We start from the raw sequence: 22,323 nt of genomic DNA on the forward strand, positions 1-22,323 counted from the left end.
ACAAAACTAATGATAATTAAGGAAGAGGTGCTTCTTATGACAGATAAAAAACCTTTCAGTGAAGAAAACCGCGAAATAAGAGATACGCCATTAAGAGACAATCCAGAACAGGTCAAAACAGATAAAGAAACAATGCATGAAATGTTCAAAGAAGAAGAGACAGTCGACGCTATTCCTTTAGAAGACGTAAAACAGAATATGAAAGACGAAGAAAACAAACGTTCAACAAAAGGCAGTTCCGGAAGCGACGAAGTCTTCCCGGATTAATGCTCAGAATTAACCTACTTTTCTGAAGAACCGCATGGTACCCACCATGCGGTTTTTCTGTGTTATGATTCTTGAATGAACAGGAGTGACCTTACGAATGAAAAATTGGATTTACCCTCTTATGGTTGTGGTAGCAGCAAGCTGTTACGGCATCCTTTCAACAATTATCAAAGTGGCCATGGCCAACGGATTTACTGCAGCTGAAGCGGTAACAAGCCAATACTTTATCGGCTTTGCACTTGCAGTCGTCCTGCTGCTCTTTACGAAACGAAAAATTCCCCGTCTGCGCGGCTGGAAAGTATTGGCGTTGTCCGGCTCGTTCACCGCTGCAACCGGAATGGTGTACGGACAATCTCTCGTCTATTTGCCCGCTTCCCTTGCAGTCGTCCTGCTATTCCAATTCACCTGGATCGGCATGTTCCTGGATTGCATCGTGCACCGCCGATGGCTGAAACGCACCGAAGCCGTTTCACTGGTTTTATTGTTCGGTGGCACAATACTTGCTGCCGGAGTTATTGACGCAGATCTCAGCAGCATCCCTTGGCAAGGATGGGCTTGGGGCATCGGAGCGGCATTCTGTTTTTCTGCCTTTATGTTTGTCAACGGCATAAAAGTCGAAGGCATGGATACTACGACTCGTTTGTTTTTTGTTTCTTTCGCGGCCGCTATTGTGATCTCGATTTTCCAGACACCGGAAATCGTCTGGAACGGCCAGCTCTTTAACGAAGGCCTGTGGGTATACGGCTTGTTGCTCGGATTTTTCGGCATTATCATGCCCATCTGCTTCTTCTCGATTGCCGTGCCGCATGTCGGCTCCGGCCTCGCTTCCATTTTAAGCGCCATGGAACTGCCGGTAGCCGTTATCGCTTCGGTCCTGGTCTTGAATGAAACTTTGACGATTCTTCAAGTTGTCGGCATCTTCGTTATATTATTCGGCATGGTGCTGCCAAGCATATTCAGCCGAAACCCGAAAATTGTAGAACCCGTTTAAAGGCCTGCTTCCCAGCAGGCCTTTTTGTTTTGCTTTGGCAGATACTCCGATCTTCCGATGATTTACAGCTTCTAATGTTTAGCAAGATTTTAAACAGGAATATAGATAAAGAGCAGCAAACTACTAAAGGAGTGAAGAGGATGAATCAGGAAGAATTGAAGCAGAATGCCTTAAAAATTTTAGAGGAAAGCCATGTTGGTATTTTATCAACGGTGAAAGGCGATAAGCCGCATTCCCGTTACATGACGTTTTTCAATGATGAATTCACTTTATACACCGCAACCAACAAACAAACACAAAAAGTCGACGAGCTTGAAGCCAACCCGCACGCCCATATCCTGTTAGGCTATGAAGGCCAAGGCGTCGGAGATGCGTTCCTTGAAATTGAAGGCACGATGGGCGTGTACGATGACCAAAGCATGATTGATAAAGTATGGAACGAACATTTGGAAGGCTGGTTCTCAGGACCGGATGATCCGAACCTTGTCATTTTAGCCATCAAACCGGATCGTGCCCGCTTGATCAATAAAAAAGGCAAAGAGCCGCAGACGCTTCAATTATAAAATAAAAAAACGGCTCATTTATTTGAGCCGTTTTTTTAAGGTTGCAAAATCGCGCGGAGGCCTTCTTTATTGAAAAGCAGATCTTCCAGCGTGTATTCGTCCAGTACTGCCAGATAAGCATGCAGCGCTTTTCCGAGCACCCCGCGCAGTCCGCATACCGGCGCAATCGGACAGCGGTTATGTTCCATGTCAAAGCATTCAACCAGATGGAAATCGTCTTCCATGCGCCGGACGACAGTGCCGATGTTGATGTTCTGCGGAAGGTCCGCCAAACGGATGCCGCCTCCCCGCCCTCTGACGGTGTGGATAAAGCCGGCTTTGCCAAGTTCAAAAGTGACTTTCATTAAATGGTTTTTCGATATATTGTAAGCATCAGAAATTTCCTGGATTGTCGACAGCTTATTTTCTTCTGTTGAAGCCAGGTAAATCAATACGCGCAATGAGTAGTCGGTGTACATTGTCAGTCTCATTTTTTCACCTTCCCTGCTTATTCATTATAACGACTAAGCGGACTTCAGAAAAGAAATTGAGACTTGCTGAGAACAGACGTTAATTTACGTGCAAGCAAAATCGAAAAGGAGCGGATCGATTATGTTATCACCCGAAACCCGAATGATTATCAAATCTACTGCCCCAGTCCTTGAAGATCACGGCGTTGCCATTACCACCCGATTTTACAGCAGAATGTTTGAAGAACATCCCGAATTGCTGAATATTTTCAACCACGCGAACCAGGCGCAGGGACGCCAGCAGACGGCGTTGGCCAAAACCGTTTATGCGGCAGCTGTCCACATCGACAATTTAGAGGAAATCATGCCTGCCGTTATTCAAATTGCCCATAAGCACGTCAGCCTGGGCGTGAAGCCGGAACATTATCCGATTGTCGGCGCCCATTTGCTGATTGCAATGAAAGAAGTGCTCGGAGATGCGGCCACCGATGAGATTATTCAAGCCTGGTCTGATGCCTACGGCGTGATTGCGGATGCCTTTATCAGCGTCGAGAAGAGCATGTACCAGACCACAGCCGAACAAGAGAACGGCTGGAATTATTTCAAGGACTTTGTTGTAGCACGCAAAGTAAAAGAAAGCGACGTCATCACTTCGTTTTATTTAAAACCAGCTGACGGCTCCAATGTGCCGACCTATATACCGGGTCAATACATTTCGGTGCGCGTGTCCATCCCTGGAGAAAAATATACGATGATTCGGCAGTATAGCTTATCCCAGGCATCCAAGCCGGATGAATTCCGCATTTCTGTCAAACGGGAAGCCGACAATGACCCGAACGGAATCGTTTCGATTTACCTGCATAAACAAGTAAACGAAGGCGACCGGCTAGAAGTCAGTGCACCAGCCGGCGTGTTTGTACTCGATGCTTCCAAAACGACACCGGTCGCTTTTATCAGCGGAGGCGTCGGCATCACACCAATGATGAGCATGTTCGAAACTGTTGCCACTTCGACGCCGGAACGCCCGACGGTCTTTCTTCACGGGGCACGGAACCGCAGCCAGCATGCGTTTGATGAAGACATTAAAAGCTTTGTCAACCGGATGGAGAACGCTTCCTACAGCACCGTCTATTCCGACGAGGAAAACGGCTTTATTACCCGGGCGATGCTGGAAGAACATGTAGATCCCGCCGGAGATGCCTATGTTTGCGGACCGGTGCCGTTCATGGTCAGCATGATTCGAGAACTGCGCAATATCGGCATGGATGACAGCCGGATCCATTACGAATTCTTTGGACCGGCTATGGATTTGGAAGAACTGAAGAGCCAATAAATGAACTGTTTGTTTACGAGGGGCTGTCCAATAAGTCGAATATCAGACTTATTGGACAGCCCCCTGCTTCTAATAAAGCGTTGGGAGTACTATTGCTCATGTCTCTGCATCGCTGCGCTAGCTTCGAGACATGAAAAACCGTTGCATCGCTACGCTAGCTTCGTCGCAAAGGAGTTGTCCCAAATTACTTTTGGGACAACTCCTTTATTGTGGCTTTTCTGTGAATTCAAAATGTGTCTAAATTTTAAAGATGTATTTTAAATATATCTTTAGCTCATTTTTAGGAATATAGTAAAGCTATAGAAAACAAAAGGAGCGATTGACAATGTTATCCCTACAAACAAGATCCATTATCAAATCAACAGTACCGGTTTTAGCAGAACACGGAACAGCGATTACTACCGTTTTTTACAAGAATATGTTTGAAGCGCATCCTGAACTTTTAAATATTTTTAATCATGCAAACCAGAAAAAAGGACGCCAGCAAGCGGCGCTTGCCAACACCGTCTATGCGGCAGCCGTTCATATCGACAATCTTGAAGCCATTCTGCCGGCCGTCGTACAGATTGCCAATAAACACGTAAGCTTAGGCGTAAAGCCGGAACATTACCCAATCGTCGGCGAATATTTGTTGAAAGCCATCAAAGAAGTATTGGGCGATGCCGCAACAGACGACATTATCAATGCCTGGGCTGAAGCCTACGGCGTAATTGCAGATGCCTTCATCGGCGTTGAACACAAAATGTACGAAGAAGCCGAAGCCCAGGAAAACGGCTGGAAGTTCTTCAAAGACTTTATCGTTGCCCGCAAAGTAAAAGAAAGCGAAAACATCACTTCGTTTTATTTAAAACCGGCGGATGGATCGAACGTTCCGACTTACCAGCCTGGCCAATACATTTCTGTACGCCTTTCGATTCCTGGCGAGAAATATTTGTTCAACCGCCAATACAGCTTATCGCAGGCAGCAAAACCGGACGAGTTCCGCATTTCTGTTAAACGGGAAGCCGACAACGACCCGAACGGCCGCGTCTCTGTTTACCTCCACGAAGAAGTAAACATCGGCGACGCCATTGAAGTCAGCGCACCAGCAGGCGAATTTGTTCTGGATGCCGGCAAGAAATCACCGGTTGCCTTTGTCAGCGGAGGTGTCGGCATCACGCCGATGATGAGCATGTTCGAAACCGTGGCAACGCTCACTCCTGAGCGCCCAACCGCTTTCTTGCACGCTGCGCGCAACGAATCCCTGCATGCCTTCGACCAGGATATCCAAAAATATGCGGCTTCTATGGAAAATGCAGCTTACAAGACCTTGTACTCTGACCAGCCAGACGGCTATATTACCCGCGAAGTATTAAAAGAAATGGTCGATGTGACCGGCGACGTTTACGTATGCGGCCCTGTGCCTTTCATGGAACAGATGATCCAGGAACTCCGCGGCCTCGGCATGACAGAAGAACAGATCCACTTTGAATTCTTCGGCCCTGCTGTCGCTTTGCAAACCGTTTAAGCAATCAAAAAGCTGTCTGCTTTCCGAAGCGGGCAGTTTTTTTGAGTGAGTGATCATAGCATCCTTTTGAATGATCTTAGAACCTCTGTGAACGCTCATAGACTGCACTTGACTGATCATAGAACCTGCTCGAACGCTCATAGCCACTTTTATAACGTCAAAAAAGGCCTGCCGAACCGGCAGGCCTTCTTTATTTCATTTTCCGCAGCAAATACAGCAAGTAAGGGGTCCCGATCAATGCCACAATCAACCCGCTCGGAATGTCTTTCGGTGCAATCAGGATGCGGCCGATAAAGTCAGCCGTCACGAGCAGCAGCCCTCCGATCAAACCGGATGCCAGCATCAACGGCAAGTGGCGGAAGCCGACAATCCGGCGGGCGATGTGCGGAGCCACCAGGCCGATAAAGCCGATGGTGCCAACGATTGAAACCGCCGCAGTGGAAATGGCCACACCGATGACCAGCGCCCACACCCGGGTCGACCTTACATTCAACCCGAGCCCTGCTGCTACATCATCTCCGAACGTCAGCGTATCCAGGCTGCGCGTAATGTAAACGGCTGGCCAGATAAACAACGCAAACAACAGCAGCGCGAGCTGCACATCGTCCCAGCCTTTCGCGTAGGTGCTTCCCGACAGCCAAACAAGCGCACTGGCCACTGCCAATTTCGCTTTGACGACAAACACCTGCGTTGCCGCCGAACCGAATGCCGAAATCGCGATTCCCATCAACGCCACAAGCATCGGCTGAAAATTATTTTTCCAAGCGGTGACTAAAATAATACCCAGTGCCAAAGATGCGCCAAGCGTCGCTCCGAGCGGCAAAAAGGCGGGTGGAACAGCCGGGAAAACAACGAGCAAGAGCATCGCCCCCGCTCCTCCCATTGAGGTGACGCCAAGCACGCCGGCATCGGCCAACGGATTTCGGAGCACGCCTTGCAAAATAACGCCGGTCAGCGCCAGCATGACGCCGACAATAAAACTTGTCAGAACACGCGGAACCCGGAAATTCCAGACGACCGGCTCCAGCCAAGCGAAGTTCCACGCAGCTCCGTTAAAGCTCAGCGCCAAGACAGTTATTCCTAAGATTAAAAGAATTAAAATCGGCACCAAAACCGTTAAACGAACCGGTTTTGTCGTCCCTCCCACTTGGCGGTCGCCGCGTTTCAGCGATTTAGCAGTCTTCCAGGCCAAATACAATAGCCACGGACCGCCAATCAGCGCTGTCATTGCGCCGACCGGCACTTCCTGGCCCGGCTGGATTAAACGGCCCAACACATCGGCACCGATTAGCATGACGCTGCCCCATAAAAACGAATGGATAAAAATCTGAAGATGGCCGCGTATGCCCATCATGCGGACAATATGCGGCGCCATCAGCCCGATAAAACCGATCGGCCCTACGACACTGACAACCGCAGCGGAGAGGACAATCGCCACTCCCCACGCTGCGAGTTTTACAGCTTGGACATTCTGGCCCAGGGAAGACGCGATATCTTCTCCGAGCGATAAAATATCCATCGGCTTTGCCAGCAGCAACGATCCGATAAATAGTACGAGCACTACCGGAGCTGCAAAGCGGACTCCTTCCCAGTTCAATTGGACGAGCGTGCCGGATCCCCACAGGAACAAGCCGTTCGTTTCATTTTCAAAAAGCAATTGCATGGCACCGGTCAAAGAAGAAAATAAAAGGGAAATAATCATTCCGGTCAAAGCCACTCGTACCGGCTCCATCGCTTTGCCAGCCAAGCCCACTACCAAGACCGAAGAAAGGACGGCTCCAAGCAGCGCTGTGATGAAAGGAAAAGCCCCCAATACATTCGGAAAGAAAATCATCGACAGGACGACGAAGAAAAAGGCTCCTGCATTGATGCCGAGTGTTCCTGGAGACGCCAGCGGATTATTCGTCAAGGTTTGCAGAACCGCACCGGATACAGCCAATGCGCCGCCCGCCACAATTCCGATTGCCAGCCGCGGCAGTCGCAGCGACGTCACAATATCCTGGATGCGGCCATCGGTCCAGACGCCGGTCAACAGTTCTGAAATTGTGTAATCTGCCTGCCCTTGCGTCAAATGAATAACTGACAGCGCCACAAGCAGGAAAAAGCCCCCTGTCAGCGAGACAAAGGACTTCTGTTTTAACTTCCCGGACATTATTGATTCACCATCACATCTGTAATCTGGTCCATTAAGGTTTTCGCTGACAACGGACCGCCGTATAGCCATGTATCCGCCCCTAGGTCATAGGTGCGGCCTTCTTTTACGAACGCCAGGTTTTCCCATACCGGATTGCCTTTCAGCTGGTTTTCGTAAATATTGTCTTCGTCAGGAACCGTGTATAAATAATTGGCATTCTCATACTTGACCAAGCCTTCTACGTTGAATGTGCTCGAACCGAACACTTCAAACTGATCCGGCTGGTGGACATTTTTCAGCCCGATGCGGTCTAAAATAATCGAAGCCATTGAATTCGGCGTAAACACCCGGATTTCAGGAGCCTGCGGGCCGGTGTATGCCAAAGTCAAAATTACATCTTTGGTCTTCAAGTTGGCGGCTTCAATTTCAGCAGCGCTTGCTTCGTATTCTTTTTCAAGATCAGCCAGGACTTGATCCGCTTCAGCTGTCTTATCTACCGCTTTGGCAATTTCCTTGAACGTTGTTTCCATTTCCTGATAAAGGTCAATGCTTTCATCTTCCGGATACGGATTGAAGATGACCGTTGGGGCGATGGTTTCGAGTTCTTTAAGCATCGCGTCGTGGCGGAAGCTTACACCGATAATCAGATCCGGTTCAATCGCGGCGATGGCTTCCAGGTTCGGTTCTTGCCGTCCGCCAACGTCTACTACTGTTTCATCCAATTGGGGCTCGATATTGACATAATTGCCGTACTCAGCGATGTCTGCCATTCCTGCTGGCTGAACGCCTACAGCCAATAAGTCTTCAGCATATGTCCATTCCAGCACAACCACTTTTTTAGCAGGTGCCTTCAATTTTACTTCCCCGTTCGTTCCGGTAATTGTCACCGGTTCTCCCGCGGCCTCTTCATTAGTGGCCGTTTCTTCATCAGCAGATGAACAAGCTGCCAAAACAAGCAAAATCATTGCCGTCAATAACATCCATTTCTTTTTCATATAGGTAAGCCTCCCAGCTATTTGATAACCGTTCTCAATAAGTATAATTTTAGTGCTTGTACACTTTATTGTAAAGGATTTTTGTGAAATAAGATGAAAATCGTTCTCATTTATCATGAATTTATGATATAGTAGCCGTAATAAGATTTTGCATTGAGTTCGACTTATGGAAAAAGATGCGGAGGAATTGCACAATGGCGACGGCTGTTCAAACCAACAACTTGTCAATTGGCTATAACGAAAATTTATTATTCGAAAACCTGAACTTATCCATTCCGCGCGGCGAAATTTCAGTATTTGTCGGCAGCAACGGCTGCGGCAAATCCACACTGCTTCGTTCGATTGCGCGTTTACTTAAACCTCAAGAAGGTTCTATCTTGCTGGAAGGCAAAGAAGTCCACAAGCTATCTTCACGGGAAGTGGCAAAGAAAATGGGCATTCTGCCACAGTCTCCTGTTTCACCGGAAGGCTTGACGGTGCATGATCTGGTAAAACAGGGTCGCTATCCCCACCAGTCCTGGCTGAAGCGCTGGACGGAAGAAGATACCGAGAAAGTCGAAGCTGCCATGAAGGCCACGCGCGTTGATGAATTCCGCGACAAGCCGGTCGATGAACTGTCCGGCGGCCAGCGCCAACGTGCGTGGATTGCCATGACGCTTGCTCAGGATACCGACATCATTCTTCTTGATGAGCCTACCACTTATCTGGACATGACGCATCAGATTGAAATCCTGGATCTGCTGTTTGAATTGAATGAAGTGCATGGCCGCACAATCATTATGGTGCTGCATGACCTGAACCTGGCTTCCCGGTACGCACACAATATCATCGCCATTAAAGACGGGGCGGTTTTCGGCCAAGGAACTCCGGAAAATGTCATCAATTGCGACCTTGTTCGTTCTGTTTTCGGCATGGAATGCCAAGTTTCCAAAGACCCATTATTCGGCACGCCGCATTGTGTTCCATTCGGCAGAGGGCGCTGCATCGTACCGGAACTCCGCCAAGCAAAGAGCGGAGCCTGATATGAAAGAACTTGAGCTTTTCCAGGTGAAAGTCCGGGAAGATGCGCATGGCTTTATGACCATGCAGCAAGGCCTTGGCAGCCATTATCCTGAACTGGCCGCTGAAATTAAATTACAAACCGGAGCATCCACTGAAGCAGTAGCATCGTCTATCTTCATGCGGCGCTTCGGCTTTTTTATAACCGCTCAGCTCTACCTGCTCGCCCACGGCAAGATGTGGGAAGGGCCGCTTGATGCCGTTTATCTTGTAAGGACAGAAGGCGGCATTGCATTCGAAATTGACGAACGCTTTGTCCGCAGCCGCAAAGAAGACGATTTGGAAAAAGTCTTAAAGGACTATGCATTTCCTGTGGTGGAAGCCTTCCGGAAAGCCGGTCACGTTTCGAAATTAATTCTTTGGGAAAATATCTGGGGATACGCCATCTGGATGTATGGCATGCTCGAGTCGGAACAAGCGGAACAAGATGCAGCCGCCCTTCTGGATTCTGCCATCTGGCAGCCGGAAATGCGCAAATCCCCTTTCCGGCAATTTCTGGGCGGACGCAGCTTTGAAGAATCGAGATCAGATTATCAGCGCATTACGTGCTGCTTGTACAAAGAACTGCCGGATACCGACAAATGCCCCTACTGCCCTGTAAAAAAATGAACGCTCCGCTGATGCGGAGCGTTTTTATATTTCGAGCAGTCTCATGATTCACCGTTAAGGAATTCCAGACGGTTGCCGAATGGGTCGGAAACAAAAAAGCGCTGAACCCCCGGGATGCTGGTGTCGTTTTTCACTTCGTAGTGGTTTGCAGCCAAATGGTCCTGAAGCGCATAAAACCCGTTCACCCTAAAAGCCGGATGTGCTTTTTTGGCCGGCGAAAACGGTTCTTCCACACCGACATGCAATTGGTAAGAGCCAAACTCAAACCAGGCGCCGCCTCTGCCTTTTAAAGCATCCGGTTTTTCGATTTCGTTCATGCCGAGAATGCCTGCATAAAAACCAATAGCTTCCTGTTCCTTGCCTTTTGGTGCTGCCACTTGTACATGATCAATTTTGCCGATTGTAAATTCCATTTTTTCACCCCTTCTTTTCTATAGAGTAGCTAACTTCTTCTATAAAGAAAAGGTGATAGTTTTTATCGATTTCTATAAGACCAGCTTATCACTTTGCAAATACTTCCTTTTGCCGTAGCATGAAAAATAAAGGAGGAAGGACTTGTGGAATTTCCCGTTCAGTTGAAACATAAATTAGCGGCTCAATCCATCGCTGTTGATCGCCCCCCCGCTTCTCGTTTGTCTTCCGATTTCGAGACACTCATCGAAGAAACCAAACAATGGAGCGGCACGGACAATAACGGCGTAGCTGTCTCTTACTTTTTCCGCCAATATGCGCTTTTCATCTCTGCACAATTCGACTTGCTTACTTTTCACAATGGCTACTTCGCCTGTTCATGGAAAGACATCGAATTTGGCCGCATACATAATTACGGGTTCAATTTGCTTCAAACACATATTGATTCACGCCACTATACGCCAGTTTCTCCTGAAAACCGGCAGGAGGCGATGCATTTCGTTTTAACGGAGCAAGTGGATAGCCTAATCAAGGAATTTCGAAAACACGTGAAAATTTCTCCCCTTATCCTATGGGAAAATGTGCTCGGCTCCGTTGTCTGGTTTTACGCCACTTTGGAAAAAAGAGAGCCGAGAAGAACTGCCGAAGACATCGACTGGCTGCTCGAACCAAGCAATTGGGCACCCATTAAAACTTCCTATCTGCAAAAATTGATGGGGACCGCTTCATTGAAGCAAGCCGTATCGGGTCCGCTGCGGAAGACCTGCTGTCTGTATAAGGAACTGCCGGCTTTTGCCACATGCACGTTTTGTCCGCAGCCTCGTCCATAAAAACCAAAAGGCCTCAGCAAAGTGCTGAGGCCTTTTGGTTTTACTTTTCAAATACTTCATGGATAATCTGGCTCGGATTGGCATTTGCCAAGTTTTTGTAGATGCAGCTTGCCGGTTTTTTCGGCAATCCCTTGGCAAAAGCTTTAGCCTGTTCTGTTTCGCCAACAACGTGGACTTCATCCCAATGGCGCTCTTTTTTCATTTTTTCGATCTTTCCTGCCATTTCTTTGTAGAAACGCTCAAGGTTTTCTTTCATGCGCCAGTTAAAGTCGTCTGCTGCACTGCCCGAGTTGCCTCCGACGTGGCTTCCAGCATTGAAAGATCCTGTGCTGCCCCCTGCTGTATGGGAAGCAGAATGGACGCCTTTCTGTTCATTCCAGACATCCAGCCCTGAATCAAATTCCTCAAATACTTCTTCATTGATCATTCCCATGGAAGTATCCAGGATTCGAACACCTTTAAAGCTTGGCAACACAATTCCGGCATATGGATAGGCTTTGTACATATATCTCAACTCATCCAGTACCGGTGCACTTTCCCAGTGGAAACTTGTCTTAACCGGCACTTGCACATAATGCACAAACCACAAATCATCCTGTGGAGACGCAAAAATTACAACGCCCTTATTCAGGTCATCGCGATGGTCATTGATTTCTCGTTCAACTTTTTTTCTTAAGGATTGATAGGTTTTAAGTTCTTTCTCATTTTGGGAGGCTGTTATATATTCCTCAATCCGCTTCAATCCATTTTTAAGGTGTATTTTCCATGCCCCGTTCTGCGCATTTAAATCGGCGGGGTTCGTATTGAGATACACACTTAAAACACAGCGGTCTTCACAATTGAAAGCTTTGAGTTTCTGAATTTCGTCGTATAATGTCATACATTCATCATCCTCCTTAAAATCCATCCTACTTATCTCAATACCCTAAGTCTTTTCCGTTAAACAGTCAACTAATTACTATTTTAATTATTCTGACGTTTAAAAGAAGTTGTGTGAGGTAAACAGGTAGTGCAAGAAAAATATAAGGAGTGTGACTAAAATGGAAAATATCGATAAAAAAGTAGATGAGAAACTAAAATCCTTCGACAATGAAAAAAAGGAGGATATTTTAGCAAATTTTGAACACTTCAAACAATACTTAGGCTCAAAAGTTGAACTGGGTGAAAAAATGGGATTAAGTGAAGAACGCTTGGCCCAAATCACTGAAAAAGTCGCCGATTACCTGGCGAAAAACGAAGATCCAAAAAACCGCGAAGAATATGTTTTACAGCAATTATGGAGCGTAGGGGAAAAAGAAGAACGCCATATGTTAGCCCACATGCTTTTACGCTTAGTGAAAAAAGAATAACCAAAAAGGCCTTCCTCAATAGGAAGGCCTTTTTTCAAACAATCGAAACATCGCTAAATAGACAAATCCGCTGACCACAGCCAAAGCTGCCAAGATGGCGAATGTCCAACCGAATCCAAACCACGCCGTCATCGGGATGGAAAGCGGCGCAATCATCCGGCCAATCGTATAGCGCAAACTGGCTGCTGCAAAATATTGGCCCCTTTTGTCTTCTGGTGCAAGTTTCGAGATAAAGCTTTGCTGTACTCCCACTACCATCAGTTCGGCAAAAGTGAAAATCCCCATCGCGACGACAAACATCCAGAACCATGACGTAAGCGGAAACAGCAGCATGGCTGCTGCGTAAAGAAGAGTGGATAGGAAAAAGACCCATTTCTCCGGAAATTGCGTCATCCACCGCGTGACGATTACCGTAAGCAATGCCACCAGCAAGCCATTTTCAGACAACAGGAAACCGAAGGACGTTTCTCCGGTCACTGACCATTCTCTGCCGAACAAAGAAGCGATCGTTTGGACATCAATGGTTTCTTTCAAATAAACCGGAATCAGCAAATCCAGCTGCATGAACGTTTGAGCCACCAAAACGCCTGCAATGACAAAAAGCAAAAACAGGCGATCGTTGAAAATAAGTCCGTATTCCTTAAACTGCTTAGCGACAGCTGCCGGCCAACCGGTTTTTTCTTCCGTTGCCCAGTGGTTTGCCAATTCCCGCGCCAAAGTTTCATTTGTATAAAGCCGGAGAATAAGGCCCAGCACCATCGAAATGACTGCGACAACCAGCAGCAGTTCAAAACGGTACGTGAAGAACAGCACCGCACCAAATAGCGGTCCGACGACAACTGCAATATTCAACGTGGTGTAAAAAATAGCAAATACATCGCTTCTGTATTTCTCTGGAATAACATCTGCAATCATCGCCTGGCTGGCTGGCCAGTAAAGCGAGCTGCACATGCCTGCCAGCGTAAAGGCGATAAACCCTAGCTCAGGCGACTCGAGCCACGGCGAGTTGGCAAAAGCGAACAGCAGAAATGCCCCTCCTTGGGCAATCGATGCAAATACAAGCATCGCGCGCCGGCCGAAGCGGTCTGCGCAATACCCCCCCACCAAATTAGCCGCCACTGAAAAAACTTGCGAGATGACGAGCAAAAGCCCGGCCGTCCCTTTTCCGAATTCATCTGCAAAATAAATCGCGAGAAATGGAAATACCATCCAATAACTTGTGTTCATAAAAAATTCGCCTACCAGACGAACTTTTAAACTTCGATCCCAATCCCTGATCCTCATTTTCCCATCTCCGCGTTCTTAAAACTGTTGTGGTTAATCCAGTACTTCCAATAGCTTATAGCTCAAACAAATATCAATCAGCAATTCTTTCCGCTCTTTGGCAAATTGGATCGAGATGCGCTCATGATCCCGTTCAATGATTTTGCCCGTGCCAAAAACACGGTGGCGAACTCTTGCCCCTTCCAAAAGTTCATCTTCCCTTTTAGCGGCATTCGGGTTATCCGGAACATCCACTTTAATCGGTGTCTTAGCGACCGTCCGGGTTTTTGGGGCTACCGGCTTCTCCGGCACCACAATATCCCGCACTTCATCCACAAAGCGGGACTCGCTGTCATAGCTGATCAGTTCCAAATGCTTTTTGGCACGCGTCATGCCGACGTAAAACAACCGCCGCGCTTCTTCCAAGGTGTCGGGGTTTTCTGCATCTTCTTCGGTCGGGATGATGCCTTCCACCAAATCAATCATATACACCCGTTCAAATTCCAAGCCTTTGGAACTGTGGAAAGTGGATAAAGTCAGCATGTCCTCGGTTTTTTCGGCTTTTGCATTTTGGGTGACTTGCTCCAATTCCTTCAGTCTTTTCGCAAATTCAGTCATGCTTGAAAGCGGTTCGGCAATTTGCTCCAGCGTAATCAAAATCTGCTCCAAATACTGCAGACGCATGCCGAATTTTTCAGCACGGCTCGCAAGCATTTGATCGTATCCCAGATCCGCCCGGATTGTCCGGATCACTTTTAACGGTTTCATGCCATTCAATGCATCAAACCATTTTTTCTGCTCGGCAAGAATTTTGATTTGGTAGTCCTTCAGCGTAATGTTCAAGTTGATTTCATCGAACGCATTTTTTACAGTCGGCTTCATGCGGCTCAACTGCTTTAATTGGCTGCCCGACCAGTAGGCATTTGTTTTTGAAGCGATTTTCGCATAAATGTCAATGCGTTCCGGCTTCAAACTGAAGCGCATAAAATTCAGCATGTCTTCTACAATCCAGTGCGAGAAGAAACGGTTGTCCGCATCTTTCATATAAAAAGGAATGCCCAGACGGTCCAGTTCACTCATCAAAAGCGTCGAAGAGGAATTATTGCGGTAAAGGATGGCCACGTCGCCAAAATGCTTCAGTTCTTTCAGTTCCTTCATCACATACTTCAACTGCGCTTCCTCTGAAGCGAGGCGCCGGATGATAATCGGATCTCCTTCCGGCTGCTTGGTGAACATGTTTTTGTCGTGCCGTTTTTTGTTCGTTTTGATGAATAAATTCGCGGCCTCTACAATGTTTTTGGAGGAGCGGTAATTGCGCTCCATTTTCATCACATAGGCGTCCGGGTACACATTTTTAAACTTCAGCAAATACGTCGGTTCTGCCGCACGCCATGTATAAATCGACTGGTCGTCATCTGCAACCACGCACAGGTTGTTGTGGCGGGCCACCAGCTTTTCCACGATGGCATGCTGAATCATCGAAGTATCCTGGCTTTCATCGGTCATGACATAATCCCAGCGATTCTGGTACTTCGCAAGCAGATCCGCATCTTTCTCCAGCGCTTCGTTCGCGAGGGAAAGCATGTCATCGAAATCCACCAATCGGACATCGTAGTTCTCTTTAAAAGCCTCGTACGTCTTTAATATCTCAATGGCCCCTTCAAAAGGTGCCTCTAACTTTTTCCATTGCTCTCTTGGCGTCATTTTGTTTTTTACAAAACTGATGAACGACGTCAATTCATCCAGCTGGTCGTCGGTGATCGGTTCCCCGACTTCCGTTTCGAACATTTCACGCAGCAGGCGCTTTTTGTGAAGGCCATGCGATTCGCTGCCTTCGATCATGACGTAACGGGATTCCGCAAAGTATTCCCGCGTGATCTGGAAAGCCAGGCTATGGATCGTGGAAAAATCAACCGGTGCAAGCTTCGGGAAAAAACGTTTATAGCGTTCCTGCATATCGATGGCAGATGCCTTGCTGAACGTGATGGCTTTTATGCGATGCGGCTGCACTTTTTTCTCTTCAATCAAATATCCGACTCGCATAATCATCGTGGTTGTTTTGCCCGATCCGGGACACGCCAATAAGAGCAGCGGCCCTTCTGTCCGCTCCACAGCTTTGCGTTGAATTTTGTTCAGTTCCACTCCGAGTTGTTTTTGTTTGCGTTCAAAAAAATTGCTCATACGATACTCCTTCGCATTTCTGGTGCATTCTCTTATTTAATCAGACAGTATGATTCCCGCCGCATTTACCGGGAGAGCTGTCTGGCAGGTCTAAGTGGCAAATCAAAAAAATTCTCTTCAATAAATAAACGATACTTTATTCTAGCATAAAAAAAGGATGAAAAAGGACCCGTTAATCCGGGTCCTTTGAGCTTATGAATTATTTGTCAGTGCTGCCGAGGATTTCGCTTACGCGCCCCACCTGGCCGTCTTCAAGCCTTACTTTGATGCCATGCGGATGCGTAGCGGAATTCGTCAAAAGATCTTTGACAATCCCCCGTGTTTTCTTGCCCGTTCGTTGATCCTGTTTTAACACAATATTGACTTCTAATCCCGGTTTAACGTCGCTTCTTTTTTTGCCGTCCATCCTTTATCCCTCCTGCCTTACTTTCATGATACGCTATTCCCGCTTTTTTTCCACACAAAAAGGCGGGGAAATCCCCGCCTTGATTTTGCTTTAGCGCCGATCTGTCCGGTTGCGGTCAAAATCGTCTCTGCCAAGATCACTGTCATCGTCAATATCCGCTTCTTCTTTGCGGACGGTTTCTTTGACTACTTCAGTGTCCTGTACTTTCCGTTTGCCTACTACAATTTCTTCGCTGACAACATCCGTTTTCGAGACGTTCACCCGTTCTTCCGTCAATGGAATATGGATATTGTCGCCTTCTTGATAGGCATCTCTGCCAATGGTTGAATCTCCATCAACTTCTTCGTTTACCGGGCGGCGTTCCACATAGATTTCTTCACGTTCTACCGGCACTTCAATTGTCTGCTGGTCTTCAACAACACGTTTGCTGACATTTACTTCACCAGTCTGTACACGGTCTTTATTGACCTGCAGGCGTTCTTCGTGAAGGCGCAGCCGCTCTTCATCTGAATCTGCAAAGTCATGATCGGTATCCATACGGTCCCGGTCGGTATCTGTAAAGTCGCGGTCGGTACGGTCGCGGTCTAGCATACCACTATCGGTGCGATTGCGGTCAGTATCCATAAAGCCTTTGTCAGTGCGATCTCGATCACTATCCAGCATGCCGCTATTTGTCCGGTCACGATCCGAATCTAAAAAGTCGCGGTCGGTACGGTCACGGTCTGTAAAATCTTCTGTGGCACTGTGAGTGTCACGAACGCCACTGGTTCCCATTCCGCCTGCGCGGTCTGTGTCCCCGTAACGGCTTTCGTTGGTTGCAGTGAAATCTCCTGTATCGCGGCTTGGCGAAGGAACATCATCGACTGAACTTCCAGACCCTAAGCCAAATCCTGTTCCGGACTTCCGGCCAACTCCTGCCGATTCACTGTCATCCAGTCTTGATGAAGCGGAAGTCTCGTCGGAATCCACTAAGTTGCGCCCTGAATGGAAGTTGACATCGTTCGCTTCGTTGGTATCCACCGTCAAGCCATCCCGTGCAACCATGCCGGAATCTTCTCCTGTGTAGCGGGAAGTATCGTCAGCGCCTACAATACCTGACGCTGCGCCTGCCCCAGCACCTGACGAAGTATTTTTCATCGGGTCGCCATAGGCAGAACTGCCGCTTCCGGTTCTGTTATTGTAGGAATCACCAATTTCCTTGTCCACAAACAACAGGATTTTTCCGTTTTGCACTTCCTGGTAGTAACGGTCTGCTTCGTTGCCGTCTACACCCATGTCGTTAAACGCTTGGCGGACCGGCTCATTACCCGACATAAAGCCCATAAACTTGTCCATCCAGCCGCCGCCTTCCGTAGCCTTGTAATCTACATCGGTGCGTCCGCGGACCATCGAAATCTGGTCTTTGTCATGAGCCATGACATACATGTGGTCTTCCGATATTCCCTGCGATTTCAGTTCTTCGATTTTTCTCAACACTTCTGTTTCGTTATCAAACGTCCCCATAAAGTTATTGCTGGCCATTTTTGATACCTCCAATTTTTGATGTGTATCTTTGAAAAATCTTACTACTCAAGAAATACCCGACCGATATATTCTCAAACATTTTTGGCAATTGAATAGGCCAATAAAACCAAGAAAGTTCAACAGAAAATCTTCGGTTTACACTTCATCTCTATATTTAAAAAATATTTTGAAAATTTTCTTCTTTTTTGTAACTTTATTTCCAATTTAACGTCTATCTTTATAATTGATGTTAGGAGGAGGGAAGATATGGGGAAATTGGCAGTGGTTCTTTTTGTCTTGTTTTTTACCATGGCACTTGGCGGCTGCACCCCCCAGCCTGTTTCTTCCGAAAGCGCTCCTCCTCCAAAAGCCGTTAATCTGAAAACTCCGCTTGTGGATTACAATTCGGTGCGTGTGGTCCAGCTTGCTTCCGAGGAAGCCCTTTTAATCGATGGCACTTATTATGAAGTAACAGCAGCCTCAACATTCACGACTGTTTCAGGCGAACCCCTTCAGCCTGAAGACCTGCAGCCGGGTGACCTCGTATTCCTCACAGCCAGCAAAACAACGACTGGGCAGCTCCCGGAAAAAGGCGTTCTGCTGTCTCTTGTCAAACATGAGGACGACATGAGCCAACAAATCAGCATCGCAATTGCCCACGTGCTCGAAAATCAGGAAATGGGCGACATCATTGCGCCGGAAATTAAATCGGTCAACTCCCATTTGATCACCTTGCAATTTAGGGATTGGGCAAACCAACACAAATATGAATGCATTGTAAACCTGAAAAGCTTAGCATTCCATGTGAAAGAAATTTCCGGTTCGATACAAAAAACCCCGTGAACGCTTCATCGTTCACGGGGTTTCCTTATTAAAATATACTTAAATCCCACTCTTTTGAAATTTGGCGAAGCATCATCGTTCCTGCCGCACTGTTTCCAGTAGCGTCAATCGCCGGCCCGTAAACGCCGATGCCTGCCCCTGCCCGGAATTCATAGGTTTGGGAATGCAGTTTCGGCGGGACCGCTGCCAGAATTCCGCCGGACACGCCGCTTTTTGCCGGGATGCCGACATGAGCTGCAAAATTCCCTGATGAATTGTACATGCCGCAAGTTACCATCAGCACTTTTGCCACTTGGGCAATTTCATCCGAAAAATGCTTCACTTTCGTAATGGGATTGTATCCATCATAAGCAATGATCAAGCCGATCAATGCCAAATCCTTCACGCTGATTTTAATCGAACATTGGCTGATGTAGATATCCAGCGCCTCTTCTACTTCAATCTCCAAAAAGTTCGCTTCTTTTAAGTAATAGGCCAGTGCCCGGTTGCGGTGAGAAGTTTTCCATTCGGAATCATACACTTCCTGATCCATTTCAAGCGGATGGCCAACCAGGCTTTCCAAAAATGACAGTAGGTATTCGTATTTCTTCTGGCTGGTGGGCCCAGGCAACAGTGCAGAAACCGTGATGGCGCCTGCATTGATAAACGGATTGAACGGCTTGTTCGGCCGATGGATCTCAAAAGGGATAATCGAATTGAAAGCTTCACCCGTCGGTTCCACATCCACTCGTTCAAGGACAAATTCCAATCCGTAATGGCAGCTTAAGGCGATAAACGTCAATGCTTTTGAAATGCTTTGAAGCGTGAATTCCTTGTCTGTGTCTCCAGCGCAGTAATAATGGCCGTCTTCATCGACCATGCAGATGCCAAGCAAACTCGGATCGATGCTCCCGAGTGCCGGTATGTACTGCGCAGTCGTGCCCAATATAGCGTGCCCTTTGTTTTCCTGGATCCATGCCTCGAGCTGTTGTTGAATCAGCGGATTGTTTTGCATGTCGTCCCTCCTCCTAAACTTTAAAAAACCCCTTGTTTTACAAGGGGCATGGGATTTTATAATTGATCGTACCAGGATTTTGCCGCTTCCACTTCCGGCATGGTCAATTGATGGCCGTAGTTTTCCCAGTGCAGCTTAACCGCAGCACCCGCGTTTTGGAGCATTCCTTCCAAGTCAGTGGATTCCTCAGCCGGGCAAATCGGATCATTCGTGCCTGCAGCAATGAATACTTGGACGCCTGATAAATCAGGCAGCTGCGTCTCGCGGTTCGGCACCATCGGATGATGCAGAATTGCCCCTTTCAACGCATCCGAATAAGTGAACAATAAATTGGCCGCAATGTTCGCGCCATTCGAATAGCCGATGGCGATGATATTGCTGCGGTCAAAGCCATGTTCTTCGGCTGCTGTTGCGATAAATTGATTCAACTCTTCTGTACGTGCCTTTAAATCTGCCATATCAAATACGCCTTCCGAAAGGCGTTTGAAAAATCGCGGCATGCCGTTTTCTGATACATTGCCTCGGACACTCAGCACAGACGCTTCCGAATCGATATGTGATGCAATCGGCAACAAGTCATGCTCATTGCCTCCTGTCCCATGCAATACTAGAAAAGTCGGCTTTGATGGATTGGAACCTTGCTGAAAAATGTGTATCATAAAAAAATACCTCCTAATAGTGGAGCTGCCTCAAGGATTTCTTTTCCCTAAATGCCAGCAGCTGAAACTTATCTCGAATTCAAGATAAATATATCACAACGCGGTGGGAATACCAATCAAAAGCTTTTTCGAAATTAACGTAAAAAAACCATCCGCTTGTAATTCCAGCGGATGGTTCCTTGATTAGTTGATTGCTTCCAGCATATCTTCCAGATTTTCTTTTGTGAAGAGGTAGTTTTCGTTGCAGAAATGGCATTGTGCTTCTGCTTGGCCGTCTGTTTCGATCATGTCCTGGATTTCTGCAGTGCCTAAGCTCACAATCGCATTATGGATGCGGTCTCTTGAACACTGGCATTGGAATTGGACAGGCATATTGTCGAGCACTTTCAAATTGTTGTTGCCAAGCACTTTTTCCAGAATTTCTTCCGGCGTCATTCCTTCGCGGACCATATTGGAAATCGTCGGGATTTCCGACAAGCGCTGTTCGATTTGGGTGATCACTTCCTCGCTTGTCCCCGGCAATAGCTGGATGATAAAACCGCCTGAAGCCTGGATGGTATTATCCGGGTTTACAATAACCCCGACGCCAACGGACGATGGCACTTGCTCCGACGTTACGATATAGTGGGTAAAGTCTTCTCCCAGTTCACCTGACACAATCGGCACTTGCCCGACAAACGGCTGCATTAAGCCGATGTCTTTTGACACTGAAAGAGTTCCTTCGGTGCCGACTGCCCGTCTGACATCGAGTTTCCCTTGTTCATTTAAGTCAAAATGCGTCTGCGGATTCGAGACATAGCCCCGGACTTCGCCTTTTGCATTCGCATCCACCAGAATCGTCCCCAGTGGACCCCCACCATTGATTTTAATCGTCAATTTTTCTTCGCCTTTCATCATGGCGCCAAGCATTACACTGGCAGTCATTGAACGGCCAAGAGCCGCTGAAGCGGTCGGCCACGTATAATGGCGGCGCTGCGCTTCTCCTACCGTTTGGGTTGTCCGCGCTGCATAAGCACGTACTTGTCCATCATAAGCCAAAGCTCTTACTAAATAATCATTCATTTATTTTCACATCTTTCTTTATTAGTTTAAAGGACTAAGAAGCTTGCCTATGTGTAACTTCCTCTTATTGCTGCCGGAGCTTCTTTTCGTTTTTTACTTTCTCCGGCGTCACATCATCGCCTAAAGGATCCAGTACTTTCAAGCTGGTGACCGTATTTTCGATTTGCCCGCGGATTTCCCGGAGGTAATCTTCTCGGAGCACTTGCTGCTCCACTTTTTCAGCTGGCGTCAAGCCGGCTTCTTTAGATTTTTTTGCCAATTCATTAATGCGGGAAATGCTTGCAATCATGACCTTCACCCTTCCGTTATCTCAGGCAACCATTTTTTCCTGGAGCCATTGCTTCAATGTTTCTGTTTTTGGCAAAAAACGCTGTTCTGTCATTTTCTCAGCCAAGGTGGCAATCGTTTCTCGCTTCATAACCGACTTCCAGGCAGTCTCCGCTTCTTCCATCAAGTCAGACAGCAAACAGCAATCTTCCTCTTGTTCAAGCTCCAGCATGTCGCCTAAAATGCCGCTCGGCGAATAAAGCGACTGCCGCCCTTCGATTGCCAAATATATATCGTACACACAAATGTCTTCGGGTTTTTTCTTTAATTTAAAGCCGCCTTTTACTCCAGGCACGGAGGCAATCAAATCCGCACTGACCAGCTTGCGCAGCAGCTTCTGGAAATAGCTCGTGGAAACATTCAATTGCTGGCTGATCGCTTCGCCTGGCAACACAGCCTTTTCCGGAAGCATATTCAGTAAAAGTATGGCGTAAACCGATTGTTCAACGCCTGTTTTCATGTGCATGGAGTTCACCTCAATCCTGATAACCCGGACAATCTTTGTCCGCATTACCCCATAATAAGGAGTCGGTCAATTATTGTAAAGAAATCTGCTCTAAACAAAAAACCATCCGCATCATCTGCGGA

24 protein-coding genes are annotated in these 22,323 nt (G+C 47.4%); 10 read left to right on the forward strand and 14 right to left on the reverse strand.

Annotated elements, in window-relative coordinates; genetic code table 11:
* Nucleotides 1-36 precede the first annotated feature (36 nt).
* The 3 genes from BLQ32_RS00305 (at nucleotide 37) to BLQ32_RS00315 (ending at nucleotide 1,821) form a co-directional block, all read left to right on the forward strand.
* Complete coding sequence (locus BLQ32_RS00305; RefSeq protein ID WP_074508656.1) at nucleotides 37-267, forward strand: hypothetical protein; 231 nt, start codon at nucleotides 37-39, stop codon at nucleotides 265-267.
* A 97-nt stretch (nucleotides 268-364) separates the two neighbouring features.
* On the forward strand, nucleotides 365-1,258 hold the full coding sequence (locus tag BLQ32_RS00310) for an EamA family transporter (protein ID WP_074508657.1): 894 nt from the start codon (nucleotides 365-367) through the stop codon (nucleotides 1,256-1,258).
* A 140-nt stretch (nucleotides 1,259-1,398) separates the two neighbouring features.
* On the forward strand, nucleotides 1,399-1,821 hold the full coding sequence (locus BLQ32_RS00315) for a pyridoxamine 5'-phosphate oxidase family protein (RefSeq protein WP_074508658.1): 423 nt from the start codon (nucleotides 1,399-1,401) through the stop codon (nucleotides 1,819-1,821).
* A gap of 35 nt (nucleotides 1,822-1,856) precedes the next feature.
* On the opposite strand, the gene BLQ32_RS00320 is transcribed toward BLQ32_RS00315, so the two are convergent.
* On the reverse strand, nucleotides 1,857-2,291 hold the full coding sequence (locus tag BLQ32_RS00320) for an RrF2 family transcriptional regulator (RefSeq protein WP_036805607.1): 435 nt from the start codon (nucleotides 2,289-2,291) through the stop codon (nucleotides 1,857-1,859).
* 121 nt (nucleotides 2,292-2,412) lie between these two features.
* Here BLQ32_RS00320 and hmpA (BLQ32_RS00325) point away from each other — a divergent pair, with 121 nt between their 5' ends.
* Together hmpA (BLQ32_RS00325) and hmpA (BLQ32_RS00330) are read left to right on the forward strand one after the other, a co-directional pair.
* Nucleotides 2,413-3,603 (forward strand): NO-inducible flavohemoprotein, encoded by a 1,191-nt coding sequence (gene hmpA, locus BLQ32_RS00325; protein ID WP_053165268.1) that lies wholly within the window; start codon nucleotides 2,413-2,415, stop codon nucleotides 3,601-3,603.
* A 325-nt stretch (nucleotides 3,604-3,928) separates the two neighbouring features.
* Nucleotides 3,929-5,110, forward strand: coding sequence for an NO-inducible flavohemoprotein (gene hmpA, locus BLQ32_RS00330; protein WP_053165266.1), 1,182 nt, complete (start codon nucleotides 3,929-3,931; stop codon nucleotides 5,108-5,110).
* Nucleotides 5,111-5,300: 190 nt separating this feature from the next.
* On the opposite strand, the gene BLQ32_RS00335 is transcribed toward hmpA (BLQ32_RS00330), so the two are convergent.
* Together BLQ32_RS00335 and BLQ32_RS00340 are read right to left on the reverse strand one after the other, a co-directional pair.
* Entirely contained in the window at nucleotides 5,301-7,262 is a 1,962-nt protein-coding gene (locus BLQ32_RS00335) for an iron ABC transporter permease (RefSeq protein ID WP_074508659.1), read from the reverse strand.
* Entirely contained in the window at nucleotides 7,262-8,239 is a 978-nt protein-coding gene (locus BLQ32_RS00340) for an ABC transporter substrate-binding protein (protein WP_074508660.1), read from the reverse strand. The genes BLQ32_RS00335 and BLQ32_RS00340 overlap by 1 nt, the downstream gene beginning before the upstream one ends.
* A 194-nt stretch (nucleotides 8,240-8,433) precedes the next feature.
* Here BLQ32_RS00340 and BLQ32_RS00345 point away from each other — a divergent pair, with 194 nt between their 5' ends.
* A complete protein-coding gene (locus BLQ32_RS00345) occupies nucleotides 8,434-9,261 on the forward strand; it encodes an ABC transporter ATP-binding protein (RefSeq protein ID WP_036805584.1) in 828 nt (275 codons plus the stop codon).
* Nucleotide 9,262: 1 nt separating this feature from the next.
* The gene (locus BLQ32_RS00350) at nucleotides 9,263-9,907 is read left to right on the forward strand and encodes an IucA/IucC family C-terminal-domain containing protein (protein WP_074508661.1); all 645 of its coding nucleotides are present in this window, start codon (nucleotides 9,263-9,265) and stop codon (nucleotides 9,905-9,907) included.
* 41 nt (nucleotides 9,908-9,948) lie between these two features.
* On the opposite strand, the gene BLQ32_RS00355 is transcribed toward BLQ32_RS00350, so the two are convergent.
* Complete coding sequence (locus BLQ32_RS00355; protein ID WP_074508662.1) at nucleotides 9,949-10,320, reverse strand: VOC family protein; 372 nt, start codon at nucleotides 10,318-10,320, stop codon at nucleotides 9,949-9,951.
* Between the two features lie 144 nt (nucleotides 10,321-10,464).
* Here BLQ32_RS00355 and BLQ32_RS00360 point away from each other — a divergent pair, with 144 nt between their 5' ends.
* Nucleotides 10,465-11,148, forward strand: a complete 684-nt coding sequence (locus BLQ32_RS00360) for an IucA/IucC family C-terminal-domain containing protein (protein WP_074508663.1) — start codon at nucleotides 10,465-10,467, stop codon at nucleotides 11,146-11,148.
* A 40-nt stretch (nucleotides 11,149-11,188) separates the two neighbouring features.
* Here the strand turns inward: BLQ32_RS00360 and BLQ32_RS00365 are convergent, their stop codons facing one another.
* Entirely contained in the window at nucleotides 11,189-12,028 is an 840-nt protein-coding gene (locus BLQ32_RS00365; RefSeq protein WP_074508664.1) for a VLRF1 family aeRF1-type release factor, read from the reverse strand.
* A 160-nt stretch (nucleotides 12,029-12,188) separates the two neighbouring features.
* On the opposite strand from BLQ32_RS00365, the gene BLQ32_RS00370 reads away from it, so the two are divergent.
* Nucleotides 12,189-12,497: a DUF3243 domain-containing protein gene (locus BLQ32_RS00370; RefSeq protein WP_074508665.1), complete on the forward strand. Its 309-nt coding sequence runs from the start codon at nucleotides 12,189-12,191 to the stop codon at nucleotides 12,495-12,497.
* Nucleotides 12,498-12,512: 15 nt separating this feature from the next.
* Here the strand turns inward: BLQ32_RS00370 and BLQ32_RS00375 are convergent, their stop codons facing one another.
* From BLQ32_RS00375 to BLQ32_RS00390, 4 genes are all read right to left on the reverse strand, one after another.
* Nucleotides 12,513-13,781 (reverse strand): MDR family MFS transporter, encoded by a 1,269-nt coding sequence (locus tag BLQ32_RS00375; protein ID WP_074508666.1) that lies wholly within the window; start codon nucleotides 13,779-13,781, stop codon nucleotides 12,513-12,515.
* Between the two features lie 33 nt (nucleotides 13,782-13,814).
* Nucleotides 13,815-15,941: an ATP-dependent helicase gene (locus tag BLQ32_RS00380; RefSeq protein ID WP_074508667.1), complete on the reverse strand. Its 2,127-nt coding sequence runs from the start codon at nucleotides 15,939-15,941 to the stop codon at nucleotides 13,815-13,817.
* Between the two features lie 199 nt (nucleotides 15,942-16,140).
* A complete protein-coding gene (locus BLQ32_RS00385; RefSeq protein WP_036805566.1) occupies nucleotides 16,141-16,347 on the reverse strand; it encodes a YwbE family protein in 207 nt (68 codons plus the stop codon).
* Between the two features lie 90 nt (nucleotides 16,348-16,437).
* Nucleotides 16,438-17,868, reverse strand: coding sequence for a DUF2382 domain-containing protein (locus tag BLQ32_RS00390; RefSeq protein WP_074508668.1), 1,431 nt, complete (start codon nucleotides 17,866-17,868; stop codon nucleotides 16,438-16,440).
* Nucleotides 17,869-18,117: 249 nt separating this feature from the next.
* Here BLQ32_RS00390 and BLQ32_RS00395 point away from each other — a divergent pair, with 249 nt between their 5' ends.
* On the forward strand, nucleotides 18,118-18,693 hold the full coding sequence (locus BLQ32_RS00395; protein ID WP_074508669.1) for a hypothetical protein: 576 nt from the start codon (nucleotides 18,118-18,120) through the stop codon (nucleotides 18,691-18,693).
* A gap of 28 nt (nucleotides 18,694-18,721) precedes the next feature.
* Here BLQ32_RS00395 and glsA read toward each other — a convergent pair whose 3' ends face one another.
* The 5 genes from glsA to BLQ32_RS00420 all read right to left on the reverse strand — a co-directional run bounded on the left by glsA (nucleotide 18,722) and on the right by BLQ32_RS00420 (nucleotide 22,201).
* Nucleotides 18,722-19,687 carry a glutaminase A gene (gene glsA, locus BLQ32_RS00400; protein ID WP_074508670.1) on the reverse strand — a complete coding sequence of 322 codons (966 nt, stop codon included), beginning with the start codon at nucleotides 19,685-19,687 and terminating at the stop codon, nucleotides 18,722-18,724.
* 56 nt (nucleotides 19,688-19,743) lie between these two features.
* The gene (locus BLQ32_RS00405; protein ID WP_074508671.1) at nucleotides 19,744-20,346 is read right to left on the reverse strand and encodes an alpha/beta hydrolase; all 603 of its coding nucleotides are present in this window, start codon (nucleotides 20,344-20,346) and stop codon (nucleotides 19,744-19,746) included.
* A gap of 183 nt (nucleotides 20,347-20,529) precedes the next feature.
* The gene (gene hslO, locus BLQ32_RS00410; RefSeq protein WP_036805554.1) at nucleotides 20,530-21,408 is read right to left on the reverse strand and encodes an Hsp33 family molecular chaperone HslO; all 879 of its coding nucleotides are present in this window, start codon (nucleotides 21,406-21,408) and stop codon (nucleotides 20,530-20,532) included.
* A 64-nt stretch (nucleotides 21,409-21,472) separates the two neighbouring features.
* Nucleotides 21,473-21,697, reverse strand: a complete 225-nt coding sequence (locus BLQ32_RS00415; RefSeq protein ID WP_074508672.1) for a DUF896 domain-containing protein — start codon at nucleotides 21,695-21,697, stop codon at nucleotides 21,473-21,475.
* A gap of 21 nt (nucleotides 21,698-21,718) precedes the next feature.
* Nucleotides 21,719-22,201 (reverse strand): RrF2 family transcriptional regulator, encoded by a 483-nt coding sequence (locus BLQ32_RS00420; RefSeq protein ID WP_036805547.1) that lies wholly within the window; start codon nucleotides 22,199-22,201, stop codon nucleotides 21,719-21,721.
* Between the last annotated feature and the right edge of the window lie 122 nt (nucleotides 22,202-22,323).

The sequence above is a fragment of the Planococcus glaciei genome (assembly GCF_900099655.1).
Lineage (GTDB): Bacteria > Bacillota > Bacilli > Bacillales_A > Planococcaceae > Planococcus > Planococcus glaciei.

Bases quoted from the DNA above. Each gene is read 5' to 3' on its own strand.
- BLQ32_RS00305 (WP_074508656.1), top strand. From the start codon at position 37: ATGACAGATAAAAAACCTTTCAGTGAAGAAAACCGCGAAATAAGAGAT.
- BLQ32_RS00310 (WP_074508657.1), top strand. From the start codon at position 365: ATGAAAAATTGGATTTACCCTCTTATGGTTGTGGTAGCAGCAAGCTGT.
- BLQ32_RS00315 (WP_074508658.1), top strand. From the start codon at position 1,399: ATGAATCAGGAAGAATTGAAGCAGAATGCCTTAAAAATTTTAGAGGAA.
- BLQ32_RS00320 (WP_036805607.1), bottom strand. From the start codon at position 2,291: ATGAGACTGACAATGTACACCGACTACTCATTGCGCGTATTGATTTAC.
- hmpA (WP_053165268.1), top strand. From the start codon at position 2,413: ATGTTATCACCCGAAACCCGAATGATTATCAAATCTACTGCCCCAGTC.
- hmpA (WP_053165266.1), top strand. From the start codon at position 3,929: ATGTTATCCCTACAAACAAGATCCATTATCAAATCAACAGTACCGGTT.
- BLQ32_RS00335 (WP_074508659.1), bottom strand. From the start codon at position 7,262: ATGTCCGGGAAGTTAAAACAGAAGTCCTTTGTCTCGCTGACAGGGGGC.
- BLQ32_RS00340 (WP_074508660.1), bottom strand. From the start codon at position 8,239: ATGAAAAAGAAATGGATGTTATTGACGGCAATGATTTTGCTTGTTTTG.
- BLQ32_RS00345 (WP_036805584.1), top strand. From the start codon at position 8,434: ATGGCGACGGCTGTTCAAACCAACAACTTGTCAATTGGCTATAACGAA.
- BLQ32_RS00350 (WP_074508661.1), top strand. From the start codon at position 9,263: ATGAAAGAACTTGAGCTTTTCCAGGTGAAAGTCCGGGAAGATGCGCAT.
- BLQ32_RS00355 (WP_074508662.1), bottom strand. From the start codon at position 10,320: ATGGAATTTACAATCGGCAAAATTGATCATGTACAAGTGGCAGCACCA.
- BLQ32_RS00365 (WP_074508664.1), bottom strand. From the start codon at position 12,028: ATGACATTATACGACGAAATTCAGAAACTCAAAGCTTTCAATTGTGAA.
- BLQ32_RS00370 (WP_074508665.1), top strand. From the start codon at position 12,189: ATGGAAAATATCGATAAAAAAGTAGATGAGAAACTAAAATCCTTCGAC.
- BLQ32_RS00375 (WP_074508666.1), bottom strand. From the start codon at position 13,781: ATGAGGATCAGGGATTGGGATCGAAGTTTAAAAGTTCGTCTGGTAGGC.
- BLQ32_RS00380 (WP_074508667.1), bottom strand. From the start codon at position 15,941: ATGAGCAATTTTTTTGAACGCAAACAAAAACAACTCGGAGTGGAACTG.
- BLQ32_RS00385 (WP_036805566.1), bottom strand. From the start codon at position 16,347: ATGGACGGCAAAAAAAGAAGCGACGTTAAACCGGGATTAGAAGTCAAT.
- BLQ32_RS00390 (WP_074508668.1), bottom strand. From the start codon at position 17,868: ATGGCCAGCAATAACTTTATGGGGACGTTTGATAACGAAACAGAAGTG.
- BLQ32_RS00395 (WP_074508669.1), top strand. From the start codon at position 18,118: ATGGGGAAATTGGCAGTGGTTCTTTTTGTCTTGTTTTTTACCATGGCA.
- glsA (WP_074508670.1), bottom strand. From the start codon at position 19,687: ATGCAAAACAATCCGCTGATTCAACAACAGCTCGAGGCATGGATCCAG.
- BLQ32_RS00405 (WP_074508671.1), bottom strand. From the start codon at position 20,346: ATGATACACATTTTTCAGCAAGGTTCCAATCCATCAAAGCCGACTTTT.
- hslO (WP_036805554.1), bottom strand. From the start codon at position 21,408: ATGAATGATTATTTAGTAAGAGCTTTGGCTTATGATGGACAAGTACGT.
- BLQ32_RS00415 (WP_074508672.1), bottom strand. From the start codon at position 21,697: ATGATTGCAAGCATTTCCCGCATTAATGAATTGGCAAAAAAATCTAAA.
- BLQ32_RS00420 (WP_036805547.1), bottom strand. From the start codon at position 22,201: ATGCACATGAAAACAGGCGTTGAACAATCGGTTTACGCCATACTTTTA.